Source organism: Pseudomonas sp. FP2338 (genome assembly GCF_030687515.1).
Taxonomy (GTDB): Bacteria; Pseudomonadota; Gammaproteobacteria; order Pseudomonadales; family Pseudomonadaceae; genus Aquipseudomonas; species Aquipseudomonas salomonii.
Genome location: NZ_CP117436.1, coordinates 1,524,204 through 1,538,489 on the forward strand (window position 1 = coordinate 1,524,204; position 14,286 = coordinate 1,538,489).

The following is a 14,286-nucleotide window of genomic DNA, read 5'->3' on the forward strand; positions in this document are numbered from 1 at the left end:
ATTTCGGCGCTAATCTGATGGCTATCAAGCACAAGCCTGGGTCTTCCAGGCTTCGTGCTATCAGTTGCTGTAAAAGTTTTACATGGCTGTCTTTTTTTACTGGATACCCGGATTTCGATGCGCAGTCCCAATTGGTTGTTCCTCGTCTTGCTCTTGTTGCTGGCTGGCCTGCAATACCGCCTATGGGTGGGTAATGGCAGCTTTGCGCAGGTAAAAGAGTTGACCCAGCAGATTGCCGACCAGCATGCCGAAAACGAACGTCTGCTGGAGCGCAACCGCGTCCTCGATGCCGAAGTGCTTGAGCTGAAAAAAGGTACGGAGACCGTTGAAGAGCGGGCTCGCCATGAGTTGGGCATGGTCAAGGAGGGTGAAACCCTCTACCAGTTGGCCCAATGATTGAGTCTTTACCGGCCTTCTGGGCCGTGATTCCTGCCGCGGGCGTGGGTGCCCGTATGGCTGCGGACCGTCCCAAGCAGTATCTGCAGCTGGGCGGGCGCACTATTCTGGAACACAGCCTTGGCTGTTTTCTCGACCATCCAGGCCTCAAGGGGCTGGTGGTCAGTCTTGCTGTTGATGATCCTTACTGGCCAAACCTGCCGTGTGCCAACGACCCACGCATCGTGCGTGCGGACGGCGGAGACGAGCGCTCGGGCTCGGTGCTCAATGCGTTGTTGCAACTCAACGCCCTGGGCGCCAGTGATGATGACTGGGTGCTGGTGCATGATGCAGCGCGGCCGAACCTGAGCCGGGATGACCTCGACAAACTCCTGGCTGAACTGGCCGATGATCCCGTTGGCGGCCTGCTGGCCGTGCCGGCGCGCGACACGCTCAAACGCGTCGACAAGCATGGCCGTGTGGTCGAAACCGTAGACCGCAGCCTGATCTGGCAGGCATATACGCCGCAGATGTTCCGCCTGGGCGCCTTGCACCGCGCCTTGGCTGACAGCCTGGTGGCCGATGCCGTGATCACCGACGAAGCCTCGGCCATGGAATGGTCCGGTCAAGCGCCGCGCTTGATCGAGGGGCGTGCGGACAATATCAAGGTGACCCGGCCGGAAGATCTGGAATGGCTCAGGTTGCGGTGGGCTAACCGCAGGTAGTCAGTTAAACCGAGTCGACTCCATCGCAGGCAAGCCAGCTCCCACCTTTGAAATGCATTCCCCTGTGGGAAGCAAGTCAGCTCTACCTTTGAAATGCATTCCCCTGTGGGAGCCGGGCTTGCCCGCGATGAGGCCGGTACAGGCGTCGAATAATCAGCCACAGTACTCCGGCCTTTCAGCCAATCCTGCCTTCAAAAAGTCCACCAGCTTCCTGACCTTCGGCGACAAATGCCGCTGCTGCGGATACAGCGCCCACACCGCCGTATTCGGCGGCTGATGCGCCTCCAGCAATGAAACCAACGCGCCACTGTGCAAATGCTCCAGCACGTAATAATCCGGCAACTGACACAACCCAACCCCTTGCAGCGCCGCATCCAGTACCGCCTGCCCACTGTTGCAGCGCCAGTTTCCCTGCACCCGCTGGGAAAATTCCCGCCCATCCTGAGCCAGTTGCCAGATATCCGAGCTGCCGATCAGGCAGTTATGCCGACTCAATTCCGACAAACTATGTGGCCGACCATACCGCGCCAAGTAGGACGGCGACGCGCACAGGTACATGCGCCGAGGTGCCAGGCGACTGGCGACCATGCGTGAGTCTTGCAAGCGCCCCAGGCGAATGGCCAGGTCCAGGCCCTCATGCACCAGGTCCAACTGGCGATTGCTCAATTCGATATCCACACGCAATTGCGGATACAGCCCCATGAACCGCGTAACCAACGGCACGATAAAGCGCTCGCCGTACGCCACCGCGCAGGTCATGCGCAACATGCCCTTGGGCTCGCTGGCGAGGTCGCCCACCGCGCGCAACGCTTCTTCACGACCATCTTGTAAACGCTGGCAATGTTGCAGAAAGGTCTGGCCGGCTTCGGTCAGGGTTACCTTGCGGGTACTGCGGTAGAGCAAGCGCGTTTGCAGCCGTTCTTCCAGGCGCGCCACCTGCCGGCTGATATGCGATGAAGACACCCCAAGCCGCTCGGCCGCCGCGGTGAACTGGCTGCACTCGGCCACAGCAACGAACTCATCGATGCCTTCCCAGCGGTTTTCCAGCATGTTGATTATCCCTGTATGGCAATAATGTTTTGCTTTTGCCTGGATTATTCATCACTGAGCCATGTTTTACACTCACTGCCTCAGTTTTTAACTCCCTGGAGAAACCCGGATGATCAAGTCTCGCGCCGCCGTAGCCTTCGAAGCGAAAAAGCCCCTTGAGATCGTTGAAGTCGATGTCGCCATGCCCAAGGCCGGCGAGGTGCTGTTGCGTGTGGTTGCGTCCGGCGTGTGCCATACCGACGCCTACACTCTATCGGGCGCTGACCCGGAAGGCATCTTCCCGTCGATCCTCGGCCACGAGGGCGGTGCGGTGGTTGAAGCGATCGGCGAGGGCGTGACCTCGGTCGCGGTGGGCGACCACGTGATCCCGCTGTACACCCCGGAATGCGGCAAGTGCAAATTCTGCCTGTCGGGCAAGACCAACCTGTGCCAGGCCATTCGCTCCACCCAGGGCAAAGGCCTGATGCCTGACGGCACCACGCGTTTCTCCTACAAAGGCCAGCCGATTTTCCACTACATGGGCACCTCGACCTTCTCCGAGTACACCGTGTTGCCGGAAATCTCTGTGGCCAAGATCCCTAAAGAAGCGCCGCTGGAAAAAGTCTGCCTGCTGGGCTGCGGCGTCACCACCGGCATCGGTGCAGTGATCAACACCGCCAAGGTCAAGCCGGGCGACACCGTGGCCATCTTCGGCCTCGGCGGCATCGGCCTGTCGGCGGTGATCGGCGCGGTGAAAGCCAAGGCCGGTCGCATCATTGCCATCGATATCAACCCAGCCAAGTTCGAAATCGCCAAGCAACTGGGCGCCACCGACTGCATTAACCCGAAAGACTACGACCGCCCCATCCAGGACGTGATCGTCGACTTGACCGACGGCGGCGTGGACTTCTCCTTCGAGTGCATCGGCAACGTACAACTGATGCGCGCCGCACTTGAGTGCTGCCACAAAGGCTGGGGCGAGTCGGTGATCATCGGTGTGGCCGGTGCCGGCCAGGAAATTTCCACCCGCCCATTCCAGCTGGTCACCGGTCGCGTCTGGCGCGGGTCGGCGTTCGGCGGCGTGCGCGGCCGCACCGAATTGCCAAGCTATGTGGAAATGGCCCAGACCGGCGAGATCCCGCTGGACACCTTTATCACCCACACCATGGGCCTGGAAGACATCAACAAAGCGTTTGACCTGATGCATGAAGGCAAGAGCATTCGTACCGTCATCCACTTCTGAGGTCGGCCATGAACCTGGAAAACCTGTCGTGCCAGAAGAGCTTCGGCGGCTGGCATAAACGCTACAAGCATCATTCCGATGTGCTCGGTTGCGACATGACGTTCGCCGTCTACTTGCCGCCGCAAGCGGAGCAGGGCGGCAAGTTGCCAGTGTTGTACTGGCTGTCGGGGCTGACCTGCACCGATGAGAACTTCATGCAAAAAGCCGGCGCCCAGCGCATGGCCGCCGAGCTTGGGTTGATCATCGTCGCACCCGACACCAGCCCGCGCGGGCCGGGTGTGCCGGGCGATCCGGACAACGCTTGGGACTTTGGCCTCGGCGCCGGCTTCTACCTGAATGCCACGCAGGAACCGTGGGCCAAGCACTATCGGATGCATGACTATGTCGTGCAGGAATTGCCTGCATTGGTTGAAGCGCATTTCCCGGCTTCAGACAAGCGCGGTATCAGCGGCCACTCCATGGGCGGTCACGGTGCGCTGGTGTGTGCCTTGCGCAACCCGGGGCGTTACCAATCGGTGTCGGCGTTTTCGCCGATCAACAACCCGATGGATTGCCCGTGGGGCCAGAAGGCCTTCTCCCGTTACCTGGGCGAAGAACGCTCCAAATGGCGCGAGTGGGATGCCTGCGTGCTGATCAGCGAAGCCTCGGAAAAACTGCCGTTGCTGGTGGACCAGGGTGATCGCGACGATTTCCTTGCCGTGCAGCTTAAGCCTGAGGCGTTGCAGCAAGCGGCCAAGGCCGCCAACCACCCGTTGGAACTGCGCCTGCAGCCGGGCTATGACCACAGCTACTTCTTTATCGCCAGCTTCATCGAAGACCATTTGCGACATCATGCTCGTGCTTTGCTCGGTTAATGTGAGGCAAAAGTAGGTAGAATCACGCCCTGAATTAAATCGGGGCGTTTTTTTATGCGTATTGGCCACGGCTACGATGTGCACCGTTTCGCTGAAGGCGATTTCATCACCTTGGGCGGCGTGCGCATTGCACACCACCATGGGTTGCTGGCTCATTCCGACGGCGACGTTGTGTTGCATGCCTTGAGCGATGCCTTGCTCGGCGCGGCCGCGTTGGGCGATATCGGCAAGCACTTTCCAGACACCGACCCGACTTTCAAGGGCGCGGACAGCCGTGTGTTGTTGCGCCATGTGGTCGGCCTGATCCACGCCAAGGGCTGGAAGGTCGGCAACGTCGACAACACCATCGTGGCCCAGGCACCGAAAATGGCCCCCCATATCGAGTCGATGCGCGCGCTGATTGCCGCCGACCTGCAAATTGAATTGGATCAAGTCAACGTGAAAGCCACCACCACCGAAAAGCTCGGGTTTACCGGCCGGGAAGAGGGCATCGCGGTGCACTCCGTCGCCTTGTTGCTGCGCGCATGAATGATCTGCAATTGCTGGGCCCGCGTGCCTATGGCGAGGCTTTGGGCAGCGCGGTTTTGAAAGCGACGGCTGAAGATTTCCAGGTCGACGAAGTGCTGGACATTCCCCTGAGCGGCGACGGTGAGCACCTGTGGCTGTGGGTCGAAAAGCGCGGCCTGAATACCGAAGAGGCTGCGCGCCGTATCGCCAAGGCTGCCGGCGTGCCCTTGCGCACCGTCAGCTACGCCGGGCTCAAGGACCGGCAGGCGCTGACCCGTCAGTGGTTCAGCGTGCAATTGCCAGGCAAGGCCGACCCGGACATGAGCGGCGCCGAAAACGACACCCTCAAGATTCTCAAGATGGGCCGCCACAAGCGCAAGCTGCAACGCGGCGCGCATTCGGCCAACGGTTTCACCCTGCGCCTGACCCAATTGGCCGGCGATACCGCCGCCATTGACGCACGCTTGCAGCTGATCGCTCAGCACGGTATCCCCAACTACTTCGGCGCCCAGCGTTTCGGTCATAACGGCGGCAACGTCGTGGACGCCCGCGATTGGGCGGCGCGCAAGGCGTTGCCGGAGCAGCGCAATGTGCGTTCGCGGCTGCTGTCGACCGCGCGCAGCTTTCTGTTTAACAAAGTGTTGGCGGCGCGGGTTGCGGACGGCTCCTGGCAACGTGCCCAGGTCGGTGACCTGCTGGCGTTTACCGACAGTCGCAGTTTTTTCCCGGCGGGCGAGGCTGAATGCAGCGACCCGCGCCTGGCGATTCTGGACCTGCACCCCACCGGCCCACAGTGGGGCGAGGGTGATTCACCGGCCGGCGGCGCGACCCATACGCTTGAGCAAACCATTGCCGCCAGCGAGCCAGAGCTGCGCGATTGGCTGGTGAACGCCGGCATGAGCCAGGAACGTCGCATTCTGCGACTGCCCATTGGCGGGTTGACGTGGCATTATCCCGGTCCTGACATTCTGCAATTGGAATTCGTCCTGCCGGCCGGATGCTTCGCCACTGTGTTGGTGCGCGAGCTTGTTGATCTGGTGCCGGTGGGGCCGACGGACAACCCATGCGTATTCTGATATCAAACGATGACGGTGCCACCGCACCCGGTCTTGCCGCGCTTTATGCTGCGCTGCAGGATTACGCCGAGTGCGTGGTGGTTGCCCCGGACCAGGACAAGAGCGGCGCCAGCAGTTCGCTGACGCTCGACCGTCCGCTGCACCCGCAGGTTCTGGCCAATGGCTTTATCAGCGTGAACGGCACCCCCACCGACTGCGTGCACCTGGCAATCAACAGCTTGTTGGACCAGGCGCCGGATCTGGTGGTGTCGGGCATCAACCTGGGCGCCAATCTGGGCGATGACGTGCTGTATTCCGGCACCGTGGCGGCGGCCCTTGAAGGGCGTTTCCTGGGGCGCACCTCGTTCGCTTTTTCGTTTGCCTCACGGCAACTGGATAACCTGGCGACGGCGGCGTATTTCGCCCGCAAGCTGGTGGAGGCCCACGGCTCGCTGGACTTGCCGCCGCGCACTGTGCTCAACGTCAATATTCCCAATTTGCCCCTCGACCATATCCGCGGCATTCAACTGACCCGCCTGGGCCATCGCGCCCGTGCGGCAGCGCCGTTGAAGGTGGTCGACCCGCGTGGCAAGGAAGGTTACTGGATTGCTGCCGCCGGCGATGCCGAAGACGGCGGCCCCGGCACCGACTTTCATGCGGTGATGCAAGGTTATGTTTCGATTACCCCGTTGCAGCTCGATCGCACCTTCAGTGATGCCTTCAGTAGTCTGGATGGTTGGCTTGAGGGGCTGCGTTAATGGCGCGTGAACAAGACGACCTGTTGCGTCGTGGTATCGGGATGACCTCCCAGCGTACCCGCGAGCGTTTGATCCAGCGTCTGTATGAAGAAGGCCTGTCCAACGCCCAGGTGCTGGAAGTCATCCGGCGCACGCCTCGGCATCTGTTCGTGGATGAGGCGCTGGCGCATCGCGCCTATGAAGACACTGCGTTGCCGATTGGCCACAACCAGACCATCTCGCAGCCTTATATGGTTGCACGCATGAGTGAGCTGCTGCTGGCGGCGGGGCCGTTGGACAAGGTGCTGGAGATTGGCACCGGTTCGGGTTACCAGACCGCCGTGCTCTCGCAACTGGTGGAGCGGGTGTTCTCGGTGGAGCGCATCAAGGTCCTGCAGGACCGCGCCAAGGAGCGCCTGGTGGAGCTCAACCTGCGCAACGTGGTGTTCCGTTGGGGCGACGGTTGGGAAGGCTGGCCGGCGCTGGCGCCGTATAACGGCATTATCGTCACGGCGGTCGCCACCGATGTGCCTCAGGCGTTGCTCGATCAGCTCGCCCCTGGCGGGCGCCTGGTCATCCCGGTGGGCTCTGGCGAAGTGCAACAATTGATGCTCATTATCCGTGAGGACGAAGGTTTTTCCCGGCATGTACTGGGCGCCGTGCGCTTCGTTCCGCTGCTCAATGGCCCGCTGGCCTGATCATTTCTTTGTAAACAGTGAATTCTGTTGATGGGGATGTGTCTTACGGCGGGGCTTATTGAGTCAACATGATTGGACGCCGGGTTTAAACACGATGAATTTTTCGTTTCAGTCGCGTACCGGTAAAAAGCCATTGCCCAGTTATACTTGCGACATATTTCAAGCCTGATACAGGCATTCATGTTCGGCCAGCACAAAGGGAGCGGCGGGTGAGTCTCACAGGTCTTGCGCAGCGTATGAGTAAAACAAGTTTTCAGCGACTGGTGCTTGGCCTCGTCTTGAGTTCCTTGTTGGTGGGTTGCTCAAGCTCTCCGTCCAGTGGAGCTCGGGTTGTCGACCGAAGCGGTGCCAGCGCCGTGCCGCAAAAACCGACGGTCACCACCGGGCAATATGTAGTGCGAAAGGGGGACACGATGTTCTCGATCGCCTTCCGTTACGGCTGGGATTACAAGGCGCTCGCAGCTCGTAACAATATTCCTGTGCCCTATACGATTCATCCGGGGCAAACCATCCGTTTCGATGGGCGTACTGGTTCGGCCTCGACGGCAGTTGTGACAAAGTCCGGATCTTCGGCCTCGTCTTCAAGCAAAACCACGATCATCACCAGGCCTGCAGGCACCGCCGCGCCTGCGGTTGCGAGCAAGCCGGCAGCTACGCCGTTGCCACCTGCCGGGCCGGCACCGACCGGTTGGGGATGGCCTTCAAACGGGGTGCTGATTGGAAAATTCTCTTCAAACGGTAGTTTGAATAAAGGCATTGATATCGCCGGGGATTTGGGACAGCCTGTTTTAGCTGCGTCTGATGGGACAGTGGTTTACGCCGGGAGTGGTTTACGGGGTTACGGCGAGCTGGTCATCATCAAACACAGCGATACCTACGTCAGTGCTTACGGTCATAACCGCAGGCTGTTGGTTCGGGAGGGGCAGCAGGTCAAAGTCGGACAGACAATTGCCGAAATGGGGTCAACGGGTACAGACCGGGTGAAACTGCACTTTGAGATTCGCCGCCAAGGGAAACCTGTAGATCCGCTGCAATTCCTACCCCGTCGTTGATGTGTTGCACAGCCTGTTCCCTCACGTAGAAGGAACAGGCTCCAGCGTTGCCAAGGATAGAGGCGTCGCTTGAGCTTGAGGTCGAACTCACCAAAGGACTATAACAATGGCTCTCAGTAAAGAAGCGCCGGAGTTTGACATCGACGATGAGGTTCTCCTTGAAATGGAGATACTCACCGAAAAGGAATCGATGTCGAATGATGAAGGGTCTCCAACTCCTTCAGTTCGCACCAAATCCAAGAACTCCACCGCGTTGAAGCAACACAAGTACATTGACTACACGCGGGCGCTCGACGCCACGCAGCTGTATCTCAATGAAATCGGCTTTTCCCCTTTGCTGACTCCCGAAGAAGAAGTCCATTTTGCGCGCTTGTCGCAAAAGGGCGATCCGGCTGGGCGCAAGCGCATGATTGAAAGCAACCTGCGGCTGGTGGTGAAAATCGCCCGACGCTATGTCAATCGTGGCCTGTCACTGTTGGACTTGATCGAGGAGGGCAACCTGGGCTTGATCCGGGCTGTGGAGAAGTTCGACCCTGAACGGGGCTTCCGCTTTTCTACCTATGCCACCTGGTGGATTCGCCAGACCATCGAACGGGCGATCATGAATCAGACCCGCACGATCCGGTTGCCGATCCATGTGGTCAAGGAGCTCAACGTCTACCTGCGGGCGGCGCGTGAGCTGACACAAAAACTCGATCATGAACCTTCGCCTGAAGAAATCGCCAACCTGCTGGAAAAACCGGTGGGAGAGGTCAAGCGCATGCTCGGCTTGAATGAGCGCGTGTCTTCGGTCGATGTCTCGCTGGGTCCGGATTCGGATAAAACCCTGCTGGACACCCTGACGGATGATCGCCCGACAGATCCTTGTGAGCTGTTGCAGGACGATGATCTTTCCCAAAGCATTGACCAGTGGTTGTCGGAGCTTACGGACAAGCAGCGCGAGGTGGTGATTCGCCGCTTCGGCCTGCGCGGCCATGAGAGCAGCACCCTGGAGGATGTAGGCCTGGAAATCGGCCTGACCCGTGAGCGGGTGCGGCAGATCCAGGTAGAGGGCCTCAAGCGCTTGCGTGAGATCCTCGAGAAGAACGGCTTGTCGAGTGAGTCGTTGTTTCAATAAGCGACGCAGGAAAGACGCAGGACGAAATGTGGGAGCGGGCTTTATGTGGGAGCTGGCTTGCCTGCGATACTGACACCTCGGTGTATCAGGTACACCGAGGTGATGCTATCGCAGGCAAGCCAGCTCCCACATAAGCTCGCTCCCACATTTTTTTGTGCCTGGTATCACCTGGGTGCCGGGACTAAATCCCAGGCATAAAAAAACCCCGCTTTTAAGGGCGGGGTTTTTTCGACTAAGTCAGTACAAGTTAGATAACTTGAACTTCTTCAGCTTGCATGCCTTTCTGACCGCGGGTAGCGATGAAAGAAACCTGTTGGCCTTCTTTCAGGCTTTTGAAGCCGTCGGATTGGATAGCTTTGAAGTGAACGAACAGGTCGTCACCGGATTGTGGAGTGATGAAGCCGAAGCCTTTTTCATCGTTGAACCACTTAACGGTACCAGTTTGGCGATTAGACATGGTGTAACTCCTTGAACAAAGTTAACTGCGACTCAGGAAAAGCCCTGGCCGAGACTGAGTGCAAAGAGCAGGAAAAATTCTTGGAGATGGTTGGATCGAAATTCAACATATCGTGTAGAGATTCTCAGTGACACAAGCAACACAGTGACGTCACCTTAACCGTTTTTACCGAACGTGCCAATGGTATTTCCGAAGGTTTCTCTATTTTCGTGACTGGCGGTGGTATTTACAGTCATCGGGCATTGCAATGTGGGGCCCGGCCCTGCTGGCTGCCGCTTATGGATGGCTGCACATTCATCAACAAATGCCCTGCGCCCTTTGAACCCCAAGGCCGGCCCCGGTAAGATGCCCAACAGAATTTTTCCACCTCGCTATTCAGGACACCCGCCATGAGCATCAAATCGGACAAGTGGATTCGCCGCATGGCGCAAGAACACGGCATGATCGAACCCTTCGTCGAACGCCAGATCCGTGGCGAAGGCGCGGCTCCCGTGATTTCCTACGGTGTTTCCAGCTACGGCTACGACGTGCGCTGTGCCGATGAATTCAAGGTGTTCACCAACATCAACTCGGCGATCGTCGACCCGAAAAACTTCGACGAAAAGAGCTTCGTCGACGTCAAGAGCGACGTGTGCATCATTCCGCCAAACTCCTTTGCCCTGGCGCGCACCGTGGAATTCTTCCGGATTCCCCGTGACGTGCTGACCATCTGCCTGGGTAAAAGCACCTACGCACGCTGCGGGATCATCGTTAACGTGACGCCCCTTGAGCCGGAGTGGGAGGGCCACGTGACCCTGGAGTTCTCCAACACCACCACCTTGCCGGCCAAGATCTACGCCAACGAAGGCGTGGCGCAGATGCTGTTCCTGCAGTCCGACGAAGCCTGTGAAGTGTCCTATAAAGACCGCGCCGGCAAGTACCAGGGCCAGCGCGGCGTCACTCTCCCACGCGCTTGATCGAAAGGTCTTACACGTAAAGGGAATTAGTCTGCGTGAAGTGACTCTATTGGGTGTACTGCCTCGGCGCGTGCAAAACGCGCCGAGCCACGCTTGAGGAGTACTTTATGAAGATCGACCCGCGAATCAGCGCCGAACTCGCCCGGCTTGAACCCAACCAGATTGGTGTTTTGGCCTGGTCCTTGATGGCCGACCCTGCATATGCGGGCGGCATCCCTGGTCAACCTGACGAAGATTGGCCACAGCAGCCCACCGAGCCCGGTGAGCCAGTCCTTCCCGATGAGCCGCCTCCAGCGCCTGTCGCCTGACTTATCAAAAGACATGGCTGGCGCTTTAGTGCACCGGCCATACGTCTTGATCGCCGATCACAAATAACCGCCGATCATCGCTTTTCTCCACGGAGTAACCGCCGGTAAAAGCCCCGAACGCCGGCAGCAAGCTGATCCGCGAGCCGATCTGAAAGCACGGCAGTCGCAAACTTTGGCGGCCTTTGCCGCGCAGCCGGTAAACCGGATGTACATGCCCGGCCAGCACATGATGGCTGGGGTGCGCATCCGGCTCATGCTGCAGCGCGAACGGCCCCATTAACAGCGGCTCGGCCACCACTTCAATCCTCAGGTCGGCAGGCGGGTCGCCAGCGCGTTTATCGTGATTGCCGCGAATCAAGGTCAGGTTCAGTTGGTGATTGCGCGCGCGCCAGGCTCTCAAGGCACTCAGGGTGCCGCTGGCGTGTGAGCCAGGGCCATGCAGGAAGTCGCCGAGAAAGATCACCCACGTGCACGGCAGGGCCGATAACAGACGGTCCAGGCGCTGCAAGTTTTCGGTGGTGGTGCCCTGCGGCACCGGTTGCCCGAGGCTGCGATACGCCGAGGCCTTGCCAAAATGCGCATCGGCGATCAGCAGGCACTGGCGGGCGGGCCAGTAAATCGCCTTCTCCGCCAGCAGCCACAACTCCTCACCTTCAAGCGTCAGCGAATAATGCATCAGCGTTTCCCGTTATCCGCGACTTTTTCCAGGTCCCTGACCATGCGTGCAATGCGCTCGGACAGCTTCTCCGAACTCATGCTCTCGCGCATTCGCTCAACCAGCAGGGGAAAAGCCAGCGGCGTCGGCCGTTCGATTACATGCAGGTCGAGTTTCAGCGCCGACAGATGGCTGAGTGTCTCTTCGAGCCGACGAATATCCAACTCATCACGCAGGACTTCTTCCCCGGCCTGGGTCAGTAAAAGGTTCTCTGGGTCATATTGTTTGAACACCTCAAAGAACAAGCCGCTGGAAGCCTGCACCTGCCGCGTGCTTTTCGGCGCGCCAGGGTAACCGGCGAACACCAGCCCGGCGATGCGGGCGATTTCGCGGAAGCGGCGCAGCGCCAGCTCCCCGGCGTTCAAGCTGGCGGCTACATCCACCAGCAGGTTGGCCGAGCTCAGCAGCGCTTCGTTCAACAACACCGGCCAGTCCACCGGCGTGGCGCTCAACAGTTCCAGCCCGTAATCATTCACCGCAATCGAAAAGGTCACCGGCTGGCCTTGGCTGACCCGCCACGCCAGCAGGCTTGCCAGCCCCAGATGCACCTGGCGCCCGGCGAACGGGTAGAGGAACAGGTGCCAGCCCTCCCGCGACTTCAGGGCTTCCGCCAGCAAGCGTGCACGCGTCGGCAGACCTGACCAGCGCAACTGGGTTTGTAACAGAGGTTGCACCGCGCGCATCTCCGGGCCGTCGAAGTGCCCGTGGGCGGCTGCATCAAAGCGCTCGACCACCGCTTGCGCCAATTCATTGGATAGCGGCATGCGCCCGCCATTCCAGCGCGGTACGGCGGCCTTTTTCGCGGTGCTGCGGCGTACATACGCCGTCATGTTTTCCACGCGCACCAACTCCAGCAAACGCCCTGCAAACAAAAAACCGTCGCCAGGCTTGAGCCGGGCGATAAAGCCTTCTTCGACACTGCCCAGATTCTTGCCGCCGCCGCCCTTGCTCCAGAATTTCAGCTGGATACTCGCATCGCTGACGATCGTGCCCACGCTCATACGATGGCGTCGCGCCAGGCGTGCATCCGGCACGCGCCACACGCCATGCTCATCGGGCTCCACACGGCGGTAATCCGGATAGGCCGTCAACGACAGGCCGCCATGGCGTACAAACCCCAGCGCCCAGGCCCAATCGGCGTCAGTAAGGTCACGATAAGCCCAGGCACCACGCACCTCCGTCAACAGTGCATCCGGGGTAAAACCACCGCCCAGGGCCATGCTCACCAGGTGTTGTACGAGCACATCCAAAGGCTTGTAGGGCGATTCGCGAGCTTCGATGCGCCGCTGCGCTATCGCATCCTGGGCAGCGGCGGCTTCCACCAGTTCCAGGCTATGGGTCGGCACCAACGTCACCCGTGATGGCCTGCCTGGCGCATGGCCAGAGCGCCCGGCGCGTTGCATCAGGCGCGCCACGCCTTTGGCCGAGCCGATTTGCAGCACGCGCTCCACCGGCAGGAAATCCACGCCCAGGTCCAGGCTCGAGGTACACACCACCGCTTTGAGCTGGCCGTCTTTCAGGGCGCGCTCCACCCAGTCGCGGGTTTCACGCGACAGCGAGCCATGGTGCAGGGCAATCAAACCCGCCCAATCCGGGCGCGCATTCAACAGTGCCTGGTACCAAATCTCCGACTGCGCGCGCGTATTGGTAAACACCAGGCAACTGCTGCTGGCCTCCACTTCGGCCACTACTTGCGGGAGCATCTTCAAGCCGATATGCCCGGCCCAGGGAAAACGCTCGACAGTAGGCGGCAACAAGGTGTCGACCTTCAGTTCTTTAGCCGTCTGCCCCTGCACATTAATTGCGCCGCCTTGTGGGACCAGAACCTCAAGGGCATGGGACTGGTTGCCCAACGTCGCGGAAATCCCCCACACCATCAGGTCCGGATGCCAACGCCGCAAGCGCGCCAACGCCAGTTGCAGTTGCACGCCACGCTTGTTGCCGATCAGTTCGTGCCACTCATCCACGATCACCATGCGCAGGTGCGTAAGACTCGTCTCACTGTCGGCACGCGCGAGCATCAATGTAAGGCTTTCCGGTGTGGTCACCAGCGCGGTGGGCTGGCGGCGGGTCTGGCGTGCGCGTTCGCTGCTGCTGGTATCCCCCGTGCGCAGGCCGACGCTCCAGGGAATCTCCAGTGCCGCCAGTGGCGCCTCCAGGGCGCGCGCGGTGTCGGCGGCCAAGGCGCGCATGGGCGTGATCCACAGCACCGTCAGCGGCTCGGCGGGTATTTTGCGTTTACCGGTAGCGGGCGGGCGAGTGACGGCGAAGCGGTTAAGGGCGGCAAACCACAGCGCATAGGTCTTACCCGCGCCGGTGCTGGCGTGCAGCAGGCCTGACTGGCCTTCCTTAGCTGCCGCCCATACGGCTTTTTGAAAGGCAAATGGCTTCCAGCCCTTGGCGGCAAACCATGTTTTGGCGAAATCGAGGGGTTTTGCCATTCGGCGGCTGACGCTCT

At 60.0% G+C, this 14,286-nt stretch carries 16 protein-coding genes; 12 read left to right on the forward strand and 4 right to left on the reverse strand.

Features of this window, described 5'->3' with window-relative positions; all coding sequences use genetic code 11:
- The first annotated feature begins 117 nt into the window (after window positions 1–117).
- Window positions 118–396, forward strand: coding sequence for a cell division protein FtsB (gene ftsB / locus PSH96_RS06830; protein ID WP_017137157.1), 279 nt, complete (start codon window positions 118–120; stop codon window positions 394–396).
- A complete protein-coding gene (gene ispD, locus PSH96_RS06835) occupies window positions 393–1,100 on the forward strand; it encodes a 2-C-methyl-D-erythritol 4-phosphate cytidylyltransferase (RefSeq protein WP_305458373.1) in 708 nt (235 codons plus the stop codon). The genes ftsB and ispD overlap by 4 nt, the downstream gene beginning before the upstream one ends.
- 153 nt (window positions 1,101–1,253) lie before the next feature.
- Here ispD and PSH96_RS06840 read toward each other — a convergent pair whose 3' ends face one another.
- The gene (locus PSH96_RS06840) at window positions 1,254–2,150 is read right to left on the reverse strand and encodes a LysR substrate-binding domain-containing protein (RefSeq protein WP_305458374.1); all 897 of its coding nucleotides are present in this window, start codon (window positions 2,148–2,150) and stop codon (window positions 1,254–1,256) included.
- A gap of 109 nt (window positions 2,151–2,259) precedes the next feature.
- Here PSH96_RS06840 and PSH96_RS06845 point away from each other — a divergent pair, with 109 nt between their 5' ends.
- From PSH96_RS06845 to rpoS, 8 genes are all read left to right on the forward strand, one after another.
- On the forward strand, window positions 2,260–3,372 hold the full coding sequence (locus tag PSH96_RS06845; protein WP_017137160.1) for an S-(hydroxymethyl)glutathione dehydrogenase/class III alcohol dehydrogenase: 1,113 nt from the start codon (window positions 2,260–2,262) through the stop codon (window positions 3,370–3,372).
- A gap of 8 nt (window positions 3,373–3,380) precedes the next feature.
- Window positions 3,381–4,226 (forward strand): S-formylglutathione hydrolase, encoded by an 846-nt coding sequence (gene fghA, locus PSH96_RS06850; protein WP_305458375.1) that lies wholly within the window; start codon window positions 3,381–3,383, stop codon window positions 4,224–4,226.
- A 54-nt stretch (window positions 4,227–4,280) separates the two neighbouring features.
- Entirely contained in the window at window positions 4,281–4,754 is a 474-nt protein-coding gene (gene ispF, locus PSH96_RS06855; protein WP_012722614.1) for a 2-C-methyl-D-erythritol 2,4-cyclodiphosphate synthase, read from the forward strand.
- The gene (truD, locus tag PSH96_RS06860; protein ID WP_305458376.1) at window positions 4,751–5,809 is read left to right on the forward strand and encodes a tRNA pseudouridine(13) synthase TruD; all 1,059 of its coding nucleotides are present in this window, start codon (window positions 4,751–4,753) and stop codon (window positions 5,807–5,809) included. The genes ispF and truD overlap by 4 nt, the downstream gene beginning before the upstream one ends.
- Window positions 5,797–6,546, forward strand: a complete 750-nt coding sequence (gene surE / locus PSH96_RS06865) for a 5'/3'-nucleotidase SurE (RefSeq protein WP_305458378.1) — start codon at window positions 5,797–5,799, stop codon at window positions 6,544–6,546. Before truD ends, surE begins: the two co-directional genes overlap by 13 nt.
- Before the next feature lie 41 nt (window positions 6,547–6,587).
- On the forward strand, window positions 6,588–7,223 hold the full coding sequence (locus PSH96_RS06870) for a protein-L-isoaspartate(D-aspartate) O-methyltransferase (RefSeq protein ID WP_169850588.1): 636 nt from the start codon (window positions 6,588–6,590) through the stop codon (window positions 7,221–7,223).
- Window positions 7,224–7,432: 209 nt separating this feature from the next.
- A complete protein-coding gene (locus PSH96_RS06875; RefSeq protein WP_099485887.1) occupies window positions 7,433–8,275 on the forward strand; it encodes a peptidoglycan DD-metalloendopeptidase family protein in 843 nt (280 codons plus the stop codon).
- A gap of 106 nt (window positions 8,276–8,381) precedes the next feature.
- Complete coding sequence (rpoS, locus tag PSH96_RS06880) at window positions 8,382–9,392, forward strand: RNA polymerase sigma factor RpoS (protein ID WP_056857520.1); 1,011 nt, start codon at window positions 8,382–8,384, stop codon at window positions 9,390–9,392.
- Between the two features lie 247 nt (window positions 9,393–9,639).
- On the opposite strand, the gene PSH96_RS06885 is transcribed toward rpoS, so the two are convergent.
- The gene (locus tag PSH96_RS06885; protein WP_002554837.1) at window positions 9,640–9,849 is read right to left on the reverse strand and encodes a cold-shock protein; all 210 of its coding nucleotides are present in this window, start codon (window positions 9,847–9,849) and stop codon (window positions 9,640–9,642) included.
- 389 nt (window positions 9,850–10,238) lie between these two features.
- Here PSH96_RS06885 and dcd point away from each other — a divergent pair, with 389 nt between their 5' ends.
- Complete coding sequence (dcd, locus tag PSH96_RS06890; RefSeq protein WP_017137166.1) at window positions 10,239–10,805, forward strand: dCTP deaminase; 567 nt, start codon at window positions 10,239–10,241, stop codon at window positions 10,803–10,805.
- Between the two features lie 107 nt (window positions 10,806–10,912).
- A complete protein-coding gene (locus tag PSH96_RS06895) occupies window positions 10,913–11,113 on the forward strand; it encodes a hypothetical protein (protein ID WP_017137167.1) in 201 nt (66 codons plus the stop codon).
- A gap of 25 nt (window positions 11,114–11,138) precedes the next feature.
- Here PSH96_RS06895 and pdeM read toward each other — a convergent pair whose 3' ends face one another.
- Window positions 11,139–11,789 (reverse strand): ligase-associated DNA damage response endonuclease PdeM, encoded by a 651-nt coding sequence (pdeM, locus tag PSH96_RS06900; protein ID WP_305458380.1) that lies wholly within the window; start codon window positions 11,787–11,789, stop codon window positions 11,139–11,141.
- A complete protein-coding gene (locus PSH96_RS06905; RefSeq protein WP_305458382.1) occupies window positions 11,789–14,269 on the reverse strand; it encodes a ligase-associated DNA damage response DEXH box helicase in 2,481 nt (826 codons plus the stop codon). Before PSH96_RS06905 ends, pdeM begins: the two co-directional genes overlap by 1 nt.
- Window positions 14,270–14,286 lie beyond the last annotated feature (17 nt).